This window comes from Lysinibacillus pakistanensis (assembly GCF_030123245.1).
GTDB classification, from domain to species: domain Bacteria; phylum Bacillota; class Bacilli; order Bacillales_A; family Planococcaceae; genus Lysinibacillus; species Lysinibacillus pakistanensis.
Genome location: NZ_CP126101.1, coordinates 38,548 through 59,690, shown reverse-complemented (window position 1 = coordinate 59,690; position 21,143 = coordinate 38,548). Strand labels below are relative to the sequence as shown.

At 39.8% G+C, this 21,143-nt stretch carries 16 protein-coding genes, 1 tRNA gene, 3 rRNA genes and 1 other RNA gene; 4 read left to right on the top strand and 17 right to left on the bottom strand.

The features are described 5' to 3' along the window. Positions 1–61: 61 nt before the first annotated feature. The 11 genes from QNH24_RS00265 to ffs form a co-directional block, all read right to left on the bottom strand. Positions 62–634 (bottom strand): TetR/AcrR family transcriptional regulator, encoded by a 573-nt coding sequence (locus QNH24_RS00265; protein ID WP_283870243.1) that lies wholly within the window; start codon positions 632–634, stop codon positions 62–64. 298 nt (positions 635–932) lie between these two features. After that, positions 933–1,367 (bottom strand): SRPBCC family protein, encoded by a 435-nt coding sequence (locus tag QNH24_RS00260; RefSeq protein ID WP_283870242.1) that lies wholly within the window; start codon positions 1,365–1,367, stop codon positions 933–935. Positions 1,368–1,679: 312 nt separating this feature from the next. After that, a 5S ribosomal RNA gene (gene rrf, locus QNH24_RS00255) occupies positions 1,680–1,795 on the bottom strand. Positions 1,796–1,865: 70 nt separating this feature from the next. Next, positions 1,866–4,793, bottom strand: a 23S ribosomal RNA gene (locus QNH24_RS00250). Positions 4,794–5,009: 216 nt separating this feature from the next. Beyond that, positions 5,010–6,561: ribosomal RNA gene (locus tag QNH24_RS00245) — 16S ribosomal RNA — on the bottom strand. The 16S, 23S and 5S rRNA genes sit together here, the layout of an rRNA operon. A 287-nt stretch (positions 6,562–6,848) precedes the next feature. Beyond that, positions 6,849–7,121 carry a pro-sigmaK processing inhibitor BofA family protein gene (locus tag QNH24_RS00240; RefSeq protein ID WP_283870241.1) on the bottom strand — a complete coding sequence of 91 codons (273 nt, stop codon included), beginning with the start codon at positions 7,119–7,121 and terminating at the stop codon, positions 6,849–6,851. Positions 7,122–7,196: 75 nt separating this feature from the next. Beyond that, positions 7,197–7,412 (bottom strand): YaaL family protein, encoded by a 216-nt coding sequence (locus QNH24_RS00235; protein WP_283870240.1) that lies wholly within the window; start codon positions 7,410–7,412, stop codon positions 7,197–7,199. 13 nt (positions 7,413–7,425) lie between these two features. After that, positions 7,426–8,022: a recombination mediator RecR gene (recR, locus tag QNH24_RS00230; protein ID WP_283870239.1), complete on the bottom strand. Its 597-nt coding sequence runs from the start codon at positions 8,020–8,022 to the stop codon at positions 7,426–7,428. 11 nt (positions 8,023–8,033) lie between these two features. Then, the gene (locus QNH24_RS00225; protein ID WP_283870238.1) at positions 8,034–8,348 is read right to left on the bottom strand and encodes a YbaB/EbfC family nucleoid-associated protein; all 315 of its coding nucleotides are present in this window, start codon (positions 8,346–8,348) and stop codon (positions 8,034–8,036) included. A gap of 21 nt (positions 8,349–8,369) precedes the next feature. After that, positions 8,370–10,157, bottom strand: coding sequence for a DNA polymerase III subunit gamma/tau (dnaX, locus tag QNH24_RS00220; RefSeq protein WP_283870237.1), 1,788 nt, complete (start codon positions 10,155–10,157; stop codon positions 8,370–8,372). Between the two features lie 268 nt (positions 10,158–10,425). Then, positions 10,426–10,693: signal recognition particle sRNA large type (gene ffs, locus QNH24_RS00215), an RNA gene on the bottom strand. Between the two features lie 165 nt (positions 10,694–10,858). Here ffs and QNH24_RS00210 point away from each other — a divergent pair. From QNH24_RS00210 to QNH24_RS00195, 4 genes are all read left to right on the top strand, one after another. Continuing rightward, a tRNA-Ser gene (locus QNH24_RS00210) sits at positions 10,859–10,951 on the top strand. 152 nt (positions 10,952–11,103) lie between these two features. Continuing rightward, positions 11,104–12,366: an ATP-binding protein gene (locus QNH24_RS00205; protein WP_283870236.1), complete on the top strand. Its 1,263-nt coding sequence runs from the start codon at positions 11,104–11,106 to the stop codon at positions 12,364–12,366. Then, the gene (locus QNH24_RS00200; protein ID WP_054772368.1) at positions 12,367–13,245 is read left to right on the top strand and encodes a response regulator; all 879 of its coding nucleotides are present in this window, start codon (positions 12,367–12,369) and stop codon (positions 13,243–13,245) included. Positions 13,246–13,335: 90 nt separating this feature from the next. Beyond that, positions 13,336–14,610 carry a cation:dicarboxylate symporter family transporter gene (locus QNH24_RS00195; RefSeq protein WP_054772367.1) on the top strand — a complete coding sequence of 425 codons (1,275 nt, stop codon included), beginning with the start codon at positions 13,336–13,338 and terminating at the stop codon, positions 14,608–14,610. A 124-nt stretch (positions 14,611–14,734) separates the two neighbouring features. On the opposite strand, the gene QNH24_RS00190 is transcribed toward QNH24_RS00195, so the two are convergent. From QNH24_RS00190 to QNH24_RS00165, 6 genes are all read right to left on the bottom strand, one after another. Beyond that, a complete protein-coding gene (locus QNH24_RS00190) occupies positions 14,735–15,361 on the bottom strand; it encodes an RraA family protein (RefSeq protein ID WP_283870235.1) in 627 nt (208 codons plus the stop codon). 204 nt (positions 15,362–15,565) lie between these two features. Beyond that, positions 15,566–16,474 (bottom strand): methyl-accepting chemotaxis protein, encoded by a 909-nt coding sequence (locus QNH24_RS00185; protein WP_283870234.1) that lies wholly within the window; start codon positions 16,472–16,474, stop codon positions 15,566–15,568. 96 nt (positions 16,475–16,570) lie between these two features. Further along, positions 16,571–17,095, bottom strand: coding sequence for an LOG family protein (locus tag QNH24_RS00180; protein WP_488259937.1), 525 nt, complete (start codon positions 17,093–17,095; stop codon positions 16,571–16,573). A gap of 121 nt (positions 17,096–17,216) precedes the next feature. Next, the gene (locus tag QNH24_RS00175; protein WP_283870233.1) at positions 17,217–17,885 is read right to left on the bottom strand and encodes a deoxynucleoside kinase; all 669 of its coding nucleotides are present in this window, start codon (positions 17,883–17,885) and stop codon (positions 17,217–17,219) included. Further along, a complete protein-coding gene (locus tag QNH24_RS00170) occupies positions 17,882–18,520 on the bottom strand; it encodes a deoxynucleoside kinase (protein WP_283870232.1) in 639 nt (212 codons plus the stop codon). Before QNH24_RS00170 ends, QNH24_RS00175 begins: the two co-directional genes overlap by 4 nt. Positions 18,521–18,696: 176 nt before the next feature. After that, on the bottom strand, positions 18,697–21,108 hold the full coding sequence (locus tag QNH24_RS00165) for a heavy metal translocating P-type ATPase (RefSeq protein WP_283870231.1): 2,412 nt from the start codon (positions 21,106–21,108) through the stop codon (positions 18,697–18,699). Between the last annotated feature and the right edge of the window lie 35 nt (positions 21,109–21,143).

Here is a 21,143-nt window from a genome sequence, read left to right as displayed (position 1 = left end):
ATGTACCTTCTTTCACCGAAAAAAATACTGAGTATTTACTCAATTTTTTTCAAAAAAATTTTTATGTATTTTGAATACCCTTTAAAATAACTGTAACTATCTCCTCAATATATTGATTTACTAATAGATTGTCGCCCATTTTCCTTTCTTCAACTAATACAAAGGTTAATATCGACGAAAGAAACATTGAGGCTGCTGTATCAATGACCTTTTTCTCAACGGAACATAGAATAACTCTTGATATGAATACACTAGCATGTTCACGCATTATAGAAATAAAATCCACAATCTCCTCACCTACATCTGAGTTTTGTACGATTTCTGGAGACCAAATAAAAATTAAAAAACTTTTATTTTGTGACAAAAAATTTGCATATAATCGTCCAAATTGAATTAAAGCAGGATATGGCTCCATCTTGGTTAACTCCATTATTTCTTTTTGGAGAGAGCCAATAAAAGAAAATTCTCGAATGAGTTTATAGAGAAGATCCTCTTTATCTTTAAAATAATAAAAGATTAGACCCTCTGCCACACCGCTGGTTATTGCGATTTCTTTAGTAGTCGTTGCATTAAAGCCCTTTTTAGTAAATAAATCAAATGCTGCCTCTAGAATTTTATCCTTTTTCGTTGCCAAATATCTTCACCACTATTTTCTTAAAATTTGAGTATTTACTCAAATATAAATTTTATAAATAATTTTGTCAAGTTATTCCATAATATTTAAAGACAGACCTAAAACATTTCTTTAATGCGACATAAACTTACCTTAGATGATAACTTACTTTCAGACATGCAATGTACACCGCAACTTAGAAGACTGACATTGGCTATCCAACATAAAAAAATCATTGCTCTCTAAAGCAACGATTTTTTCAACTTATTAGATATAATCATTTTTACAAAAACTTAACTGCTCTAAATAGTTATTCACTTTATTGGCTTGCTTTAATTGCCATTTTTTGTACTAGTTGCTCTACCAATTGTGGAACAAATTTTTCTAATATAGGATTCATCATTCCGGCTAAAAAACCACTAGCTTTCATTGTTAAATTTCCCACAAGTTGACATGCATCTCCCTGTTCTTGTCTAATTTCAAAAAAGCCATCGCCGTTTATAGGGTCTGATAATCCTATCAAATCAAACATAACTTGATTTGTAGTGGATTCCTTATATTTAAGTTCCACTTTTACAGCCTTTTGAATAAGGCCAAAATCACCTTGAAACACCCAAATCATATCTTGTTCATTTGGAAACTCATGATGTAAGTAACCTGGTATAAGTTCAGCCCATTCTTCTTTATTTTGAACAAATGCTTGTAATTTTTCTTTCTCAATTTGAATTTCCTTGCTATATAAGCCTGTCGCCATTTTAAGCACCCCTTTATTTTGAAAGCTACTTAAATTTTAGCATTTTATGGTATGCGTTTGAATAGGAAAGTAGCGCTTTAGTTCAACTGAAATTGAGGAGTTCAAACTATGACATATGCTAAAAATTTTGACGATCTCAGGTGATTAATTTGTTTCTGATGAATACAAAATTAAATAGTTAAGCATCTACCTTTCGTGAATTAATTTAATTAGTATTACTACTCTATTATTCCAAGTTTCCACTCAACTAACTTCATATTGATAGCCAATCGTATAATAAAAAAACCACTGATTTCTCAGTGGTTGCTGTGTGCCTAGCGACGTCCTACTCTCACAGGGGGAAGCCCCCAACTACCATCGGCGCTAAAGAGCTTAACTTCCGTGTTCGGTATGGGAACGGGTGTGACCTCTTTGCCAACATCACTAGACCTTGTATTTAGTTGAAAGATGTTATTCTTTCAAAACTGGATAAACGGCGCATTGAATGTTTCAAACTTTTTGGTTAAGTCCTCGATCGATTAGTATTCGTCAGCTCCATGTGTCACCACACTTCCACCTCGAACCTATCTACCTCATCGTCTTTGAGGGATCTTACTTACTTGCGTAATGGGAAATCTCATCTTGAGGGGGGCTTCATGCTTAGATGCTTTCAGCACTTATCCCGTCCACACATAGCTACCCAGCGATGCCTTTGGCAAGACAACTGGTACACCAGCGGTGTGTCCATCCCGGTCCTCTCGTACTAAGGACAGCTCCTCTCAAATTTCCTACGCCCACGACGGATAGGGACCGAACTGTCTCACGACGTTCTGAACCCAGCTCGCGTACCGCTTTAATGGGCGAACAGCCCAACCCTTGGGACCGACTACAGCCCCAGGATGCGATGAGCCGACATCGAGGTGCCAAACCTCCCCGTCGATGTGGACTCTTGGGGGAGATAAGCCTGTTATCCCCGGGGTAGCTTTTATCCGTTGAGCGATGGCCCTTCCATGCGGAACCACCGGATCACTAAGCCCGTCTTTCGACCCTGCTCGACTTGTAGGTCTCGCAGTCAAGCTCCCTTGTGCCTTTACACTCTACGAATGATTTCCAACCATTCTGAGGGAACCTTTGGGCGCCTCCGTTACCTTTTAGGAGGCGACCGCCCCAGTCAAACTGTCCGCCTGACACTGTCTCCTGCCCCGCTAAGGGGCATGGGTTAGAATTTCAATACAACCAGGGTAGTATCCCACCGACGCCTCCTTCGAAGCTGGCGCTCCGAGATCTCTGGCTCCTACCTATCCTGTACAAGTTGTACCAAAATTCAATATCAGGCTACAGTAAAGCTCCACGGGGTCTTTCCGTCCTGTCGCGGGTAACCTGCATCTTCACAGGTACTATAATTTCACCGAGTCTCTCGTTGAGACAGTGCCCAGATCGTTACGCCTTTCGTGCGGGTCGGAACTTACCCGACAAGGAATTTCGCTACCTTAGGACCGTTATAGTTACGGCCGCCGTTTACTGGGGCTTCAATTCGCAGCTTCGCTTGCGCTAACCACTCCTCTTAACCTTCCAGCACCGGGCAGGCGTCAGCCCCTATACGTCACCTTACGGTTTTGCAGAGACCTGTGTTTTTGCTAAACAGTCGCCTGGGCCTATTCACTGCGGCTCTCATGCGCTTGCACGCTCAAGAGCACCCCTTCTCCCGAAGTTACGGGGTCATTTTGCCGAGTTCCTTAACGAGAGTTCTCTCGCACACCTTAGGATTCTCTCCTCGACTACCTGTGTCGGTTTGCGGTACGGGCACCTCTCACCTCGATAGAGGCTTTTCTTGGCAGTGTGAAATCAGGAACTTCGTCCATACGGACTCGCCATCACAGCTCAACGTTACAGTGTGCGGATTTGCCTACACACACGCCTTACTGCTTGGACGCGCACAACCAACGGCGCGCTTACCCTATCCTACTGCGTCCCCCCATTTCTCAAACGGTGAGGAGGTGGTACAGGAATATCAACCTGTTGTCCATCGCCTACGCCTATCGGCCTCGGCTTAGGTCCCGACTAACCCTGAGCGGACGAGCCTTCCTCAGGAAACCTTAGTCATACGGTGGACGGGATTCTCACCCGTCTTTCGCTACTCATACCGGCATTCTCACTTCTAAGCGCTCCACCAGTCCTTCCGGTCTGACTTCAACGCACTTAGAACGCTCTCCTACCACTGACATCGTAGATGTCAATCCACAGCTTCGGTGAATCGTTTAGCCCCGATACATTTTCGGCGCAGCGTCACTCGACCAGTGAGCTATTACGCACTCTTTAAATGATGGCTGCTTCTAAGCCAACATCCTGGTTGTCTGTGCAACGCCACATCCTTTTCCACTTAACGATTACTTTGGGACCTTAGCTGGTGGTCTGGGCTGTTTCCCTTTTGACTACGGATCTTATCACTCGCAGTCTGACTCCCGTGTATAAATATCTGGCATTCGGAGTTTGTCTGAATTCGGTAAACCGGGATGGCCCCCTAGTCCAAACAGTGCTCTACCTCCAGTATTCTCATCACGAGGCTAGCCCTAAAGCTATTTCGGAGAGAACCAGCTATCTCCAAGTTCGATTGGAATTTCTCCGCTACCCACACCTCATCCCCGCACTTTTCAACGTGCGTGGGTTCGGGCCTCCAGTAAGTGTTACCTTACCTTCACCCTGGACATGGGTAGATCACCTGGTTTCGGGTCTACGACCACGTACTATTTCGCCCTATTCAGACTCGCTTTCGCTGCGGCTCCGCCTTCTAAAGCTTAACCTCGCACGTAATCGTAACTCGCCGGTTCATTCTACAAAAGGCACGCTATCACCCATTAACGGGCTCTAACTACTTGTAGGCACACGGTTTCAGGATCTCTTTCACTCCCCTCCCGGGGTGCTTTTCACCTTTCCCTCACGGTACTGGTTCACTATCGGTCACTAGGTAGTATTTAGCCTTGGGAGATGGTCCTCCCGGATTCCGACGGAATTTCACGTGTTCCGCCGTACTCAGGATCCACTCTGGAGAGAACGAACTTTCGACTACAGGGCTTTTACCTGCTCTGGCGGACCTTTCCAAGTCGCTTCATCTAACTCGCTCTTTTGTAACTCCGTATAGAGTGTCCTACAACCCCAAGAGGCAAGCCTCTTGGTTTGGGCTCTTCCCGTTTCGCTCGCCGCTACTCAGGGAATCGATTTTTCTTTCTCTTCCTCCAGGTACTTAGATGTTTCAGTTCCCTGGGTCTGCCTTCAAGACGCTATGTATTCACGTCAAGATACTACGCGATTAAACGTAGTGGGTTCCCCCATTCGGAAATCTCCGGATCAAAGCTCACTTACAGCTCCCCGAAGCATATCGGTGTTAGTGCCGTCCTTCTTCGGCTCCTAGTGCCAAGGCATTCGCCGTGCGCCCTTAATAACTTAACCTGCAGCTTCCGATAAAAACTATCGAAACCTTTTTAATGTTATTAAGCCTATAAAAAAACTTAAAAAATAAATGTGTTTGTTACAATTTCAATGTCGTTTTATCCAGTTTTCAAAGAACAAGTTTTGAAGTATTTCATTCGGAAGAATGAACCTTCAAAACTGAACGCAAAACGTAATCTTACAAACCCAAGGTTTGTATTCCGAAAATATCCTTAGAAAGGAGGTGATCCAGCCGCACCTTCCGATACGGCTACCTTGTTACGACTTCACCCCAATCATCTATCCCACCTTCGGCGGCTGGCTCCAAAAGGTTACCTCACCGACTTCGGGTGTTACAAACTCTCGTGGTGTGACGGGCGGTGTGTACAAGGCCCGGGAACGTATTCACCGCGGCATGCTGATCCGCGATTACTAGCGATTCCGGCTTCATGTAGGCGAGTTGCAGCCTACAATCCGAACTGAGAACGACTTTATCGGATTAGCTCCCTCTCGCGAGTTGGCAACCGTTTGTATCGTCCATTGTAGCACGTGTGTAGCCCAGGTCATAAGGGGCATGATGATTTGACGTCATCCCCACCTTCCTCCGGTTTATCACCGGCAGTCACCTTAGAGTGCCCAACTAAATGATGGCAACTAAGATCAAGGGTTGCGCTCGTTGCGGGACTTAACCCAACATCTCACGACACGAGCTGACGACAACCATGCACCACCTGTCACCGTTGCCCCCGAAGGGGAAACTATATCTCTACAGTGGTCAACGGGATGTCAAGACCTGGTAAGGTTCTTCGCGTTGCTTCGAATTAAACCACATGCTCCACCGCTTGTGCGGGCCCCCGTCAATTCCTTTGAGTTTCAGTCTTGCGACCGTACTCCCCAGGCGGAGTGCTTAATGCGTTAGCTGCAGCACTAAGGGGCGGAAACCCCCTAACACTTAGCACTCATCGTTTACGGCGTGGACTACCAGGGTATCTAATCCTGTTTGCTCCCCACGCTTTCGCGCCTCAGCGTCAGTTACAGACCAGAAAGTCGCCTTCGCCACTGGTGTTCCTCCAAATCTCTACGCATTTCACCGCTACACTTGGAATTCCACTTTCCTCTTCTGCACTCAAGTCCCCCAGTTTCCAATGACCCTCCACGGTTGAGCCGTGGGCTTTCACATCAGACTTAAAGGACCGCCTGCGCGCGCTTTACGCCCAATAATTCCGGACAACGCTTGCCACCTACGTATTACCGCGGCTGCTGGCACGTAGTTAGCCGTGGCTTTCTAATAAGGTACCGTCAAGGTACAGCCAGTTACTACTGTACTTGTTCTTCCCTTACAACAGAGTTTTACGATCCGAAAACCTTCTTCACTCACGCGGCGTTGCTCCATCAGGCTTTCGCCCATTGTGGAAGATTCCCTACTGCTGCCTCCCGTAGGAGTCTGGGCCGTGTCTCAGTCCCAGTGTGGCCGATCACCCTCTCAGGTCGGCTACGCATCGTCGCCTTGGTGAGCCATTACCTCACCAACTAGCTAATGCGCCGCGGGCCCATCCTATAGCGACAGCCGAAACCGTCTTTCAGTATGTCACCATGAGGTGACATAGATTATTCGGTATTAGCCCCGGTTTCCCGGAGTTATCCCAAACTATAGGGTAGGTTGCCCACGTGTTACTCACCCGTCCGCCGCTAACGTCAAAGGAGCAAGCTCCTTCTCTGTTCGCTCGACTTGCATGTATTAGGCACGCCGCCAGCGTTCGTCCTGAGCCAGGATCAAACTCTCCATAAAAGAAATTTGATTAGCTCAAATTGTTTTGCTGGCATCAATTTTGATGTCCAAAATTTTGTTTTGTTCACTAGCGAAAGCTAGCTACTAAAAACTTTATTGATTACGTTTTGCTTGTTCAGTTTTCAAGGTTCATTTCGCCGCCGTTTCTCAACAGCAACTCTTATACTATATCGCACTCACAACCGTTTGTCAACAATTAAATTTCAATTTATTAATTTGTTTGTTTTTCAACAGTTATCTTAGCGACTTCTACTACTATACCATAATATTTTTATTATGCAAGCTTTTTATAAAAAAAAGATTAAAGCTGTTATTCCAAACACGCCTGGTATACCTAGTATAGCGATAGTTAAGACTGAAAAAAGATTGATAGGTATATTATAGCCTACATATCCTAGACTCATATGAATAACAAATAATAGAAGAAAAGCAAAAGCAAATCTAAACCAAAAAACGGACATTCCTTCTAAAATTCTACCCATTTTAGCATGTCTAATTATTACATAAAGAAAAAGAAGCACTACAGGCACACCAATACTCATAATTACTAACCACGACATCAGGTTTCCCCCTTAAAATGATATAATTATGAAAGTTTATGTTTCCTGTTTTGCTTCTATGAGTTTAAAAATCTGTTATTTAATTAATACTTTTCGTATTCTAGCTTCTTTAAATAAATAGAAATGAATGCTCTCTGCTGCTTTTCGTTGAGCAATTAATTCTAAATCATAATCATCTAATAATTCTTCAATTAATTTTGCCTGCTGTAAATCTTCTTTTGTTTCTTTTATTAGACTCACAAGCTTGTCATCGAATTCTTTTTTTAACTTTCTCTTACTTCGGAAGAACATATTAATCCCTCACTCATAATTCTCGGCGGCCTTCCATTGCCTTCGATAACGTAACTTCATCTGCATATTCTAAATCTCCACCTACTGGTAGCCCATGGGCAATACGTGTTGTTCGAATACCAGAGGGTTTTACTAGACGGGAAATATACATGGCCGTTGCCTCGCCCTCAATCGTGGAATTCGTAGCTAAAATTAACTCTTGAACTGTTTCATCTTGCAAACGAACTAACAATGAGGCAACATTAATATCCTCTGGACCAATACCATCCATTGGTGATATAGCTCCTTGTAGTACATGATACATCCCGTTGTAGTCACGCATTTTTTCCATCGCTATAACATCTTTTGTATCTTGTACAACACAGATAATCGAATGATTCCGTTGCTTATCTGTACAAATATGACATGGATCAATATCAGTTATGTTGCCACATACAGAGCAATAACTTAAATTTCGTTTAGCATCAATAAGTGCTTTAGAAAAAGATAAAACATCATCTTCTTTCATTGTTAACACAAAAAATGCCAGACGAGCCGCGGTTTTCGGCCCGATACCTGGCAGTTTCATAAAACTATCTATTAGTTTCGATATTGGTTCTGGGTAGTACATTTATTTACCTCCTAGAATGGAAGGTTCATGCCTTGAGTGAATTTCCCCATTGTTGCATTTGTTTTCTCGTCTACTTTTTTTAGTGCTTCATTTGTAGCAACAACGATTAAATCTTGAAGCATTTCGATATCATCAGGATCTACTACTGAAGAATCAAGATTCACTTCTACAACTTCACGTTGGCCAGTAACAATTACTTTTACCATACCACCGCCAGCAACACCTTCAAATTGCTCTGCATTTAAGGCTTCTTGTGCTTCCATCATTTCCTTTTGCATTTTTTGCATTTTTTTCATCATACCTTGCATATTTCCCATTCCACGCATAAACATATTCCTCCTAAATGATTAATCTTCCACAATTTCTATAAAATCTTTACCAAACAACTTTTCCGCCTCTGTCACAAGTGGATCCTGTGAGGCAAGTGGCTGAGCATCATCGATAAACGGCTCATCAGGCATTTCTGCCGGTGGTGGCTCTAGTAATTCCATCTCCTGCTCGGACACTGTCTGAGATTTTTTCTGCTGTTGCAAACCATGATCACGAATAAACTCTTCACGTAATTTTAACCACGTTTCTTCAGGGGTACAAAGCATTTCATACATTGTACCAGTTTGCCCTGCAATTAATTGTGTGAATTGAGCTTTTAGAGATTGGTTATCAGCAACCATTTGACAATGAATATCATACTTGAATTTTAACACAAAAGCACTTGAAGATGCTGCAACAGGTTCAGCTTCAGCTAAAAGAGCAGATTGTGACTTTTGCATTTGGTTTAACGCTTGAGCCCAAACTGATTTAATCCGATGAACATCCTGTTTCGTTGCATCCTTTAGCACCTCTTGAATCCGCCCTGTTGGTGCTTTATAGCCATTTGAACTTTTAGCTCGTGGTCGTTGTTCTTTAGGTGCTTGCATCTGCTGCACAGAAGCTCCAGCCTGTAACTGTGCTGACAATTGTTGTACCGTTTGCTCAAGTGCAACTATTTTTTGAGCCAGCTCTGGGCTCAATGCTGCTTCAACTGTAGAAGTTGTTTGACTAACTAGTCCACCCGAAAACTGTACCATTTTAAGTAATGCTGTTTCTAAATAGATTTTTGTATGGTGGGAGAATCGCATTTCTTGCTGTGTTTTCGCTAAAATATCTATGTAGCCGTATAGCAAGTCTGGTGCAAAATCATGTGCTAATGTAAATACACGTTCTTCCGGCGAAACTAGCTCTAATAGTTCGGTCAATTCATCACTTGTTTGTAGCAATAATAAGTCACGGAAAAATGTAATCAAGTCCTCTGAAAGACGAAGTGGATCCTTGCCATCTGCGATAAGCTGTTCTAATAAAGCAAGCATTTTAGCAACATCTTTTACTTTTAAGGCTTCTGCTAAGTCATAAAAAACTTCCTGACTAATTGAACCTGTTACAAGTAATGTATCCTCAAGCTTTAGCTTCTCTCCACTAAAGGAGACAACCTGATCTAATAAACTCAATGCATCACGCATACCGCCAGCAGCAGATTGTGCAATTACCTTCAAACCTTGTTCCTCATACGGTAGCTCAATGTCCTCTAATACAACCTTCATGCGTTCGATAATATCGTTAGTTGATAGTCGTTTGAAATCAAAGCGTTGGCAACGTGAGATAATGGTTGCAGGCAATTTATGAGGCTCTGTTGTTGCCAAAATAAAAACAGCATGTGGTGGTGGTTCTTCTAATGTTTTTAAAAGTGCATTGAAAGCACTTGTAGAAAGCATATGCACTTCATCGATAATATACACTTTATATCTACTACTAGCAGGAGCAAAGCGAACTTTCTCAATAATATCACGTATTTCTTCAACTCTAGAATTAGATGCTGCATCAAATTCAATCACATCAGGATGCGACCCATCTGTAATGCTTAAACAAGTGGCACATTCGTTACACGGCTCGTTCGATGGTGCTCGCTCACAATTCAAAGCTTTTGCAAAAATCTTAGCTGTACTTGTTTTCCCTGTTCCTCTTGGGCCAGAAAACAAATAAGCATGTGTGGTTTTGTTTGCTAGGAGAGCATTTTGTAGCGTTCTTTTGACATGTGCTTGACCAGACATTTCTCGAAATGATTGCGGTCGATACACACGATAAAATGCTTGATACGTCAATGATTTCCTCTCCTTTTCTCCATTAATTATAGAATAGTTCTATTATAACATTTGTCTAATAATAGTGTTATCAATTCAATAAAATTGAAGCAATACACTGTTGTTTTAGATTCATTTAGTTTCTATATAAGATCATACAAAGATAAGATCATACAAAGATAAGATCATACAAAGATAAGATCATACAAAGTTTTCTCACCTGTTAAAATGTATAAAAAAACGCATCCCGCCTAATATAGACGGATGCGTTTGAGTTGGCAATTTAATGCCGTGCACCTTTCTTTGACAGCCGCACATAAGCGTTACTCTTGTCGTTAGCTCAGATTAGGCAACCCCGCGGCACATGAATAAGACCACTTAATGCTGCTTCCTTCCGGACCTGACATGGTTCATGGGTATCCATTGCGCAGGACCCAATCGTCAACACTACGTGCAAAAGGCAGACCAAACAATACGGACAGCCTCAAAAAAGGAATTCAGTCTCGCTAGAGCGGATTGCGAGTTACAGGACACCGCTACCTTCCCACCTAGCACGGCAATAACTAGTATACTGACTGTTTTCATAAATTGCAACTTAATGCACATAATATTTATGTGGAAACATTTTTCAACAATATCTTTATAAAAATCTCAAAAATTAGTTGACGTGGAATACAAAACATGATAAATTAATTTTTGTCGATAAGACATCAGGTTAATATGGAGGTATACCCAAGTCTGGCTGAAGGGATCGGTCTTGAAAACCGACAGGCGGGTAACACCGCGCGGGGGTTCGAATCCCTCTACCTCCTCCAGTTTTTAAATTCCGACTACATCTGTAGCCGTTTTTTTTTGCCTAAAAAATTGACATAATACATACAGATACCACTTCCACAAAGGTTGTGGTATTTTTTTATTGTTAAGGAGAAGATAAATTAAATATCTACATTATTAAGGGAGGATTTTTATGCACTCAAAATATTTAATTTCTCGTGCTTCCCTCACTTGGATTTTTTTAATTGCTATATTAACTGCTATTGGTAGTGAGATTAAAATAATGCCATTTGCTAATACAACTTTTCGCTTTGGATTAGGGACTATTGTTTTCTTTCTATGTACGCTTCTTAGACCAACGCCTTTTATATTAGCTGGTATTATAACCAGCATTGTGACAACAGCTTTTAGAGTCATTATAACTTCTACGACACCTGATGTATCATTAATAGATAGCATCTTTTTACATTTACCAGCTGCAGCATTTTATATACTTTTTGCATTATGTCTACAAATTTTAAATATCCATCGCTATCGAGAAAAACCGCTAATGCTTGGATTATTAGTTGCATTTAGTGAAGTAATAAGTAATTTAGCTGAGCAATTATTTCGTTTTCTTGTTAATTCTTATACTTTTTTACTCGTTCATGATTTACTTATATTGTTAGCCGTTGCTTTATTACGCAGTTTCTTTGTAGTGGGTGTTTATAGCTCCATTTTAATTGCTGAACAAAAAAAACGTGTGCAAGAAATGCTTACTATCGGGTCTGATTTATATGTTGAAACGCTCTATTTAAAAAAATCTATGAATCATATAGAAACAATTACTGCTAGTGGGTTTGATTTATATCGACAGCTAAAATCGCAAGGCTATCGGACTGAAAGCTTACAGGCCTTGCATATTGCCCAGGAAATTCATGAAGTAAAAAAGGATTCACAACGTATCTATGCAGGAATTTCTAAAATTGTAGGCGAAAAGAGCTTTGGCCCCTTTAGAATGTCAGAATTATTACATTATATTGAGGATGGTAACAGAAAGTACAGCGAACTATTGGGAAAGGAAATTCACTTTAAAGTAAGTATAGATATGGACTTTCAAACAAAAGAACATATTGCATTACTAGCACTTTTAAACAATCTAACAGCAAATGCTATTGAAGCTATTGAAGATCAAGGTGTTATTTCTATTGCCATTAAACAACAACTGGATGATATTGTAATCACAGTTTGTGATAATGGAAAAGGCATATCACAAGGTGATACCACTATTATTTTTGAGCCTGGATATACCACTAAATACAATATGGAAGGTGTCGCCGCAACCGGTATTGGACTTTCGCATGTTGCTGAATTAGTAAATAAATTAAATGGCTTCATAACCGTTGAATCAAACAATCAAAACACAATGTTTAAAATTACAGTTCCTACACAAACTATTCAAACGGGAGAGACTTAAATGAGGTATTTTATTGTAGATGATGATCGTGCAAGTCGGGTCATGTTAAAAACTATTATTGAAGATAGCGGGTTAGGTACTGTTATTGGCGAAGCTCGTAATGGGGAGGATGCCATCCCTCAAATTTTAATGACACAGCCAGAGTTTGTGCTAATCGATTTACTGATGCCAAAGCTTGATGGAATTGCAACAGTTGAACATCTAACTCAAAATCGTTTTGAGGGACAATTTATCATGATTTCTCAGGTAGTCAATAAGGAAATGGTTGGTGAGGCATATGAACAAGGAATTGAGTTCTTTATTCATAAACCTATAAATCGTATAGAGGTTGAGAATGTTTTACGAAAAACAACAGAACAATTTCGCCTAAAGAATTCACTATTGGTCATTCGTCAATCACTGACAAATATTGATTTAAGTGAGCAAATAAATCAGAAAGCTACATCACGCGATCATATTCAATCGATCTTAAACGATATGGGCATTGTGGGTGAAATTGGCAGTGAGGATATTATAGCTATCATCGAGACCTTGCTTGCTCATCAACACAAGATAGCGCCCCTACCTCCATTAAAAGAGCTTTATGAGGAAATTGCAGCGGTTACAAAGACTACACCGGATGAAATCTTGAAAGAAAGTAAAGCTATCGAACAGCGCGTACGTCGTACAATATTAGCAGCCATGATTAATCTTGCTAATTTAGGTGTCGTTGATTATACAAACTCTGAATTTGAATATTATGCGCCTCGTTACTTTGACTTTAAGGAAATTCGTCAGCTTATGACGCAGATAGAAGATCATGAAAATCGTAAAGCAAAGGTAAATATTAAGAAGTTTATTCAGGTATTATATTCAGATATTTTAACAAAAGTAAATTAATTTTCTCGGATTTTGTCGGATTCCATAAGTCCTCCGTATTATTAAAGTAAGGCTAGTCCTAAAAATTTAATATTAGGGGGTACAAAGGGTTTGAAAAAGAAATTTAAAATCAGTTTAGCCGCTCAAATTTTAATTGGTTTGATTTTAGGGATTATTGTTGGTGGTATCTTTTATGGAAACCCCAAAATTGAAACATATTTACAACCTCTAGGGGATATCTTTTTACATCTAATTAAGATGATTGTTGTACCGATTATTATTTCAACTTTAATCGTTGGTGTTGCTGGAACTGGAGACATGAAACAGCTTGGACGATTAGGCGGGAAATCAATTATTTACTTTGAAATTATTACAACTGTAGCTATTATAGTTGGTTTACTTTCAGCAAACTTGTTCCAACCAGGCGCTGGTCTAAACATGAACGAGCTTTCTCAAGGGGATATTTCCAAATATGTTACAACTACAGAACAGGTACAGCATGAGGGACCATTTGATATTATAGTGGGTATAGTACCAACAAATATCATTCAGTCTATGGCTGAAGGAAATATGCTTGCTATTATCTTTTTCTCTGTAATTTTTGGATTAGGGGTTGCTGCCATTGGCGAACGAGGTAAACCAGTTTTAGACTTCTTCCAAGGGGTAGCAGATACTATGTTCTGGGTAACAAACCTTGTAATGAAATTCGCGCCATTTGGGGTATTTGGTTTAATTGGTGTAACCGTTTCCAAATATGGATTCGCTTCATTAATACCACTAGGTAAACTTGCAATACTTGTTTATGCAACTATGCTATTCTTTATCTTTGTCGTCCTTGGTCTTGTGGCAAAATTTGCGGGTATCAACATCTTCTACTTAATTAAAGTACTAAAAGATGAGCTAATTTTAGCGTTCTCAACAGCAAGTTCTGAAGCTGTTCTACCACGAATTATGATGAAAATGGAGAAATTAGGTGCTCCAAAGGATATCGTTTCCTTTGTTATTCCAACCGGTTATTCCTTTAACTTAGATGGTTCTACACTGTATCAGGCGATTGCAGCATTATTTATTGCTCAAATGTATGGTATTCATCTAAGCATTGGAGAGCAAATTACGTTAATGCTTGTTCTAATGGTTACATCTAAAGGAATCGCAGGCGTTCCAGGGGTGTCATTCGTAGTACTTTTAGCAACTTTAGGTACTGTTGGTATTCCACTTGAAGGTTTGGCATTTATCGCAGGTATTGACCGTATCCTTGATATGGGACGTACAGTTGTTAACGTTATTGGTAACTCATTAGCGTCATTAGTAATGGCAAAATGGGAAGGCCGTTTCGATACAGAGAAAATGAAAAATTACTTTAAAAATAACGAAAACTTAGCGTAAAAAGTTAAAAAAATCCTCACGATGTATGGATGGCATCGTGAGGATTTTTTTAATTTTGCGTCCGGAATCGGCTTTGTATTGTACAGAGGACTCCTTTCCGATTCCGTGACAACCGCCGGAGACTTTAACTTCTTTCAGTTAAAACTTTATCTAAATAAGCAAGAATCGATTCTTTACCATTTACATGTGCCTCTTGTGCACGTACTTCATCTTTTTCCAGTTTTGCCTCCGCAGCCATTACAATTCGTTCTGCATCCTCCTGTGGTACTACAACTACACCATCCACATCTCCAATAATATAATCACCAGGATGGACAGTAACGCCTCCTATAGAGATGGGTATATTAACTTTACCACCACCATTTTTATTACCAGCAGCTACCGTTGTCCCTAAGGAGAATACGGGGAAGTCTAGCTCTCGAATGGCTGCGATATCTCGAATAACGCCATCCACAACAAACCCTTGTACACCTATGCCCTTTGCTAAAGAAATCACAAAATCTCCAGCAACAGCTCGATTCGTATTGCCTTTCGCATCGATTACCAAAATATCACCTTCATTAGCAGCTCGGATAGCTTCTAACACTGCACCATTTTCACCATCTGGTAAACGCACAGTTACCGCGCGCCCCGCTAGTTTAAAATGATCTGCTAAAGGCTTAATATCACTACGTAAATTTGTGTGTCCGCCAGTTGCATCTGAAACCGCTGTTGTAGGTAAATGCTTAAAACTTATTTCCACCTTTGTCATACATAACACCCCTATTATGATATATGAAAGACTTACATAATTATTGTAAATAAAAATCATATACTATTTCAATATATTTCAGAAAATTATGGAAATAAAACATTTGAAAATAGTACTGTTAAGACAATATCGCATTGGTTTTATCAAAATGCGCCATCCATTAGGAATAAACTCATTTGTCTATCAAATGGCGCTAACTTTTCATTAAACGATCTCGATAAAAAGCTTTGATTGCTCGTCTAACGCCTCTGCAGCACTTGCAATTTCAGAAAAATCATTGGTTGTCACTGAAATTTGTCCATTTGTTTTTTCAACTTTTTCAGCTATTCGTGTAATACTTTCTGTGACTTGTCCTATTTCTCGTTCTATGCCCTCAACATTATCCTTTACTTCAGAGATAGATTGCTCAACTCTTATAGATAGCTTCCTCACCTCTTTTGCTACAACATCAAAGCCTCGACCATATTCTCCTGCCCTAGCTGCTTCAATTGCTGCATTTAATGCCAGTAAATTTGTCTGAGAAGCAATTTCTTGAATAGTTTTCACAATACCTTTAATAGACTCGGCTTGCTTTTGAAGCTGTCCGAGATTTTTCACATTATCGGCGGACTCTTTTGATACTTCCCTTATAGTCTTCAGTAAGCCTTCACTATTCCGAATACCAGCCTCTGAACGGCTATGAAGTTCCTTTGACATCCCTTTTAATGTCTCAGCTACGCTAACAATCTCATTTTGACGGTCTGTAATATTTGTAGCAATTTTAGAAACGCCAATCACTTTTCTCGAATGATTTGCAAAGACCGGCATATAGGTTGCTTCAAGCCAAACTCTATTTCTGTTCGCATCCAATCTTTCAATTTTATCTTGATAGCTATTACCAGAGGTCAAGTTCCGCCAAAATTTTTCGTACTCTGTACTTTTAACAAACTCTGGTAAACATAAATCTTTATGATCTTTTCCTATCATTTCTTCTACTTTATAGCCTAATGTTTGAGCAAAAAGTGAATTTACATAGGCTACTTTACGTTCCATATCAAAACGAATAATTGCAATATTCCGTTCAATTGCCTGCACTACTAAATCATCTGTTACTTGTGTATTGATTTTCTGCATAATCTACACCTCTTGGAAAGATTTATTTTTACTAAAAATTTATTTTTTTCCATTTTAGCTCCTTGTTAATCTTTGCAGAAAAAACATGGGCAATCTTTACCCATGTTTTAATAACTGTAATACTTCTTCTGATGTAGTAGCTACATGAATTAATGACTTTTGTTCCGCGCGAATAAATCCTTCTTCAAGCATCTGCTTAAATTGCTGTAAAAGTGCATCATAAAAACTATTTACATTATATAAAATTACTGGCTTTTCATGTAGTCCAATTTGTGCCCATGTAAAGACTTCAAAATACTCATCCATTGTGCCACCACCACCTGGTAATGCTATAAAGGCATCTGCAAGCTCTACCATTTTTGCCTTACGTACATGCATAGACTCAACAAAATGAATTTCTGTTAAGGAGGCATGGGCTAATTCTCGCTTTTGTAAATGCGTTGGCATCACACCAATTACCTCGCCACCAGCGGTTAAAACGGCATCTGCCACTTTTCCCATTAGCCCACTTTTTGAACCCCCATAGACAACTCCATGACCATTTTGAGCCAACATAGCACCTAATTCGGTTGCCTTTTCTGCATAAATTGGGTTTTTGCCTAAACTGGAACCACAATACACCGCTACTTTTATAATAATCCCTCCTACTTAAAAGACGTGATACAATAGCTATTTATATTGTCTCACGTCTTTTAATCATTATTTTCTTCAACTTTCTTATTTAGGTATTTTTTGTGAAAGCCTATTTGCGTAAATGGCTTGTTTGTTTTAGCATATGACTGATACGGCTCACAATTGAGTCAATTGCTTCAGGATTTTTTAATAAATCATAATCATTAATATCTAAACGTAAAACTGGACATGAATTAAAGTTGTTGATCCAGTCCTCATAACGTTCATGCATTTCAATCCAATAATCATTTGGTGTCTGCTGCTCCATTGCACGGCCACGCTCTTGTATACGCCCAATGACTGCATCAATTGGTCCCTCGAGATAAATTAGTAAATCTGGATGAGGGAAGTAAGGTGTCATTACCATTGCATCAAATAAATTTTTATAAGTCTCGTAATCTGTTGGACTCATTGTTCCTTTATCATAGTGCATTTTAGCAAAGATTCCTGTATCTTCATAAATTGAACGATCCTGAATAAATCCCCCGCCATATTCAAAAATACGCTTTTGCTCCTTAAAACGTTCAGCTAAAAAATACACCTGCAAATGGAAGCTCCATTTTTCAAAGTCCTCATAAAATTTATCTAAATACGGGTTAGTATCTACTTTTTCAAATGATGTACGGAAATTTAGCGCCTCTGCTAACGCTTTTGTCATCGTTGATTTTCCTACACCTACAGTACCGGCAATGGTAATGACTGTCTGTGGCGGAATATCGTACTTCTCTCTTAAATTCATTGTTGCAAGCTCCTTTGTTGTAACGTATCCTTTATAATTTGCAATACATAATTTAAATCATTCGTATTTTTAACGAAGTCAAGTTGGTCTCCATTAAATCGAATGACTGGGATTTCAGGGTGCATTATCTCAAAATGCTCGATAAAAGAATGATAATCTGCCACAAGTTGTTCCATATAATCCCGTGCAATCATTTTTTCAAATTCACGTCCACGCATTGCAATACGCTTCATCAATGTCTCGACACTAGCATGTAAATAAACAACAACATTAGGTACAGGCATATCCTTCGTTAATATTCTATAAATTTCTTCATACTTATCATACTCCGTTGATGCCAATGTACGCTTTGCAAATATAAGATTTTTAAAAATGTGATAGTCTGCTACTACAGGCTTCTGATGTGCTAAGCGAAACTTTTTAATATCTGTTAATTGTTTATAGCGATTACATAAGAAAAACATTTCAGTTTGGAAGCTCCACTCCTCAATGTTTTCATAAAACTTATTTAGAAAAGGGTTTTCGTCTACTATTTCTTTTAATAGATGGTAATTTAATGTCGTTGCTATCTCTTTTGATAAAGAGGTTTTACCAACACCAATCGGACCTTCTACCGTAACAAATGGAACCGTCACCAGAAGCTCCTCCTTTATGTTCTATGGATTCTATTATCAATTCCCTCTTGGCCTGAGGATATTATATAAATCAGTGCTTTTCATTGTATCATAGTGCGAAAATGAAAGACAGAATCAACATAGCATTTATGTATTCAAAAACGACCCACCGAAGTAAGGTGGGCCGTTATCAATCATTATAATTTAACACGCTGTAAGCGAAGTGCGTTTAAAACGACTGACACTGAGCTAAAGGCCATCGCTGCGCCTGCAACCCAAGGAGCAAGTAAACCGATTGCAGCGATAGGTATACCTAATGTATTGTAAGCAAATGCCCAAAATAAGTTTTGTTTTATGTTGCGCATAGTTTTACGGCTCATGATGATTGCATCCGCAATACTGTTTAAATCCCCGCGAATCAGTGTAATATCTGCGGCTTCCATAGCGACGTCAGTGCCAGTGCCGATTGCCATCCCAATATTCGCTGTAGCAAGTGCTGGTGCATCATTAATGCCATCGCCTACCATCGCCACTTTCTTGCCTGTAGCTTGCAGTTTTTTTACTTCATCTGCCTTCCCTTCTGGTAGAACCTCAGCAATAACATGATTCACACCTACCTCAGCTCCGATAGCTTGGGCTGTACGTTCATTATCACCTGTCATCATAATAACTGTAATGCCCATATCTTGTAGACGGCGAACTGCCTCTTTAGAAGTTTCTTTAACAGTATCAGCTACTGCTACTAGCCCAGCATATTGACCGTTGATCGCAGCTAACATCGCTGTTTTACCATTTTCCTCTAATCGCTCCATTATCGGTAGAATGTCATCGATAGGAATACCATATTGTTGCATCAATTTACGTGTACCGATTACGACTCCTTGACCAGACACTGTCGCTTGCACACCATAACCTGGTATCGCTTCAAAGAATTGAATATCCCCTAGCTGGATACCACGATCTGTAATGCCTTGAACAATTGCTTCTGCTAATGGATGCTCTGATTGTTTCTCGGCCGCACCAATTAACGATAAAAAATTTGCCTCGTTTTGATCTGCTGCTAATATAACATCAGTTAACACAGGTTTACCGTGTGTTACTGTACCTGTTTTATCAACAACCACCGTATTGATACTTTGCGTTTGCTCTAAATGCTCGCCGCCCTTAAATAAAATCCCAAACTCTGCTGCACGACCAGAGCCTGCCATAATAGAGGTTGGTGTTGCTAACCCTAGCGCACATGGACATGCAATGACAAGAACTGCGATTAATACTTCTAATGCAGGCGTAAACTCACCCGGTTGTACCCAAAGAATCCAAACTAAAAATGTAATAATCGCAATTCCAACAACAATTGGTACAAATATACCGGAAATATGATCTGCTAAACGCTGGATTGGTGCCTTTGAGCCCTGAGCATCTTCAACCACTTTAATAATCTGCGCCAAAGCAGTATCACGACCTACTTTTGTTGCTGTCATTTTAATAAAGCCATTTTTATTAATTGTTGAGCCAAATAATACATCACCTTGCTTTTTATCAACAGGAAGACTTTCCCCTGTTAGCATTGACTCATCAACCGCGGTCGTTCCTTCCACAACTTCACCATCAACTGGAATTTTTTCACCTGGTTTTACTAAAATAATGTCACCAATCACTACTTCTTCTAATGGTACTTCTTTCTCAACACCATCTCGAACAACAACTGCTGTTTTTGCTTGAAGGCCCATTAATTTTTTGATTGCCTCAGATGAACGACCTTTCGCCTTTGCCTCAAATAATTTTCCTAATAGAATTAAAGTAATTAATACCGCGCTTGTTTCAAAATAAAGGTGTGGGCCATGATGTGAACCTATCGTAACAATTGTTTGATAGACACTATAAAAGTAAGCTGCAGATGTACCCATTACTACTAGTACATCCATATTGGCACTACCATTACGCAAGGCTTTATAGGCACCCACATAAAATTGTTTCCCTATTAAAAATTGAACGGGCGTAGCTAATATCATTTGTACCCATGGATTCATTAGTATTTCTGGTACATATAAAAACGAAGTAAATGAAAAATGACCAACCATCGTCCAAAGCAATGGTAGTGAAAGAATAGCTGATAATATAAATTTATGCTGCTGTTGTTTGATGGCCTTTTGACGATGGTCTATGGTTTCTTGTTCTTCAGCTTTTTGATGGGCCTCATAACCTAATTTTTCAACCTTTGCAATGATATCTGCAATGGATACTTCAGATGGGTTAAATTCAATTGTTGCCTTCTCAAGTGCTAAGTTTACATTTGCAGATGAGACACCAGCTAGCTTATTTAATCCCTTTTCTATGCGTGTAGCACAGGCTGCACAGGTCATGCCCGTAATGTCAAATTCAGTTTTCTGTTTAACAACGCCATAGCCAAGTGCTTCAATTTTCTTTTCAAAATCTACTTCACTTAATTTGGATGAATCGTACTTAATCGTTGATTTTTCAAGCGCCAAATTAACAGTGGCTTGCTCAACACCATCCAATTTTTTTAGTCCTTTTTCTATACGCGTAGCGCAGGCTGCACAGGTCATACCTGTTATTTGTAGATTGGCCTCTTTTACTTCTGAACTCATTTCTTTCACCTCTCCTTATACCGATAGGGGGTATA

Coding starts and splice junctions, on each gene's coding strand:
- QNH24_RS00260 (WP_283870242.1), bottom strand. CDS start 1,367: ATGGCGACAGGCTTATATAGCAAGGAAATTCAAATTGAGAAAGAAAAA.
- recR (WP_283870239.1), bottom strand. CDS start 8,022: ATGTACTACCCAGAACCAATATCGAAACTAATAGATAGTTTTATGAAA.
- QNH24_RS00190 (WP_283870235.1), bottom strand. CDS start 15,361: ATGACAAAGGTGGAAATAAGTTTTAAGCATTTACCTACAACAGCGGTT.
- QNH24_RS00185 (WP_283870234.1), bottom strand. CDS start 16,474: ATGCAGAAAATCAATACACAAGTAACAGATGATTTAGTAGTGCAGGCA.
- QNH24_RS00205 (WP_283870236.1), top strand. CDS start 11,104: ATGCACTCAAAATATTTAATTTCTCGTGCTTCCCTCACTTGGATTTTT.
- QNH24_RS00235 (WP_283870240.1), bottom strand. CDS start 7,412: ATGTTCTTCCGAAGTAAGAGAAAGTTAAAAAAAGAATTCGATGACAAG.
- QNH24_RS00225 (WP_283870238.1), bottom strand. CDS start 8,348: ATGCGTGGAATGGGAAATATGCAAGGTATGATGAAAAAAATGCAAAAA.
- QNH24_RS00200 (WP_054772368.1), top strand. CDS start 12,367: ATGAGGTATTTTATTGTAGATGATGATCGTGCAAGTCGGGTCATGTTA.
- QNH24_RS00165 (WP_283870231.1), bottom strand. CDS start 21,108: ATGAGTTCAGAAGTAAAAGAGGCCAATCTACAAATAACAGGTATGACC.
- QNH24_RS00175 (WP_283870233.1), bottom strand. CDS start 17,885: ATGAATTTAAGAGAGAAGTACGATATTCCGCCACAGACAGTCATTACC.
- QNH24_RS00240 (WP_283870241.1), bottom strand. CDS start 7,121: ATGTCGTGGTTAGTAATTATGAGTATTGGTGTGCCTGTAGTGCTTCTT.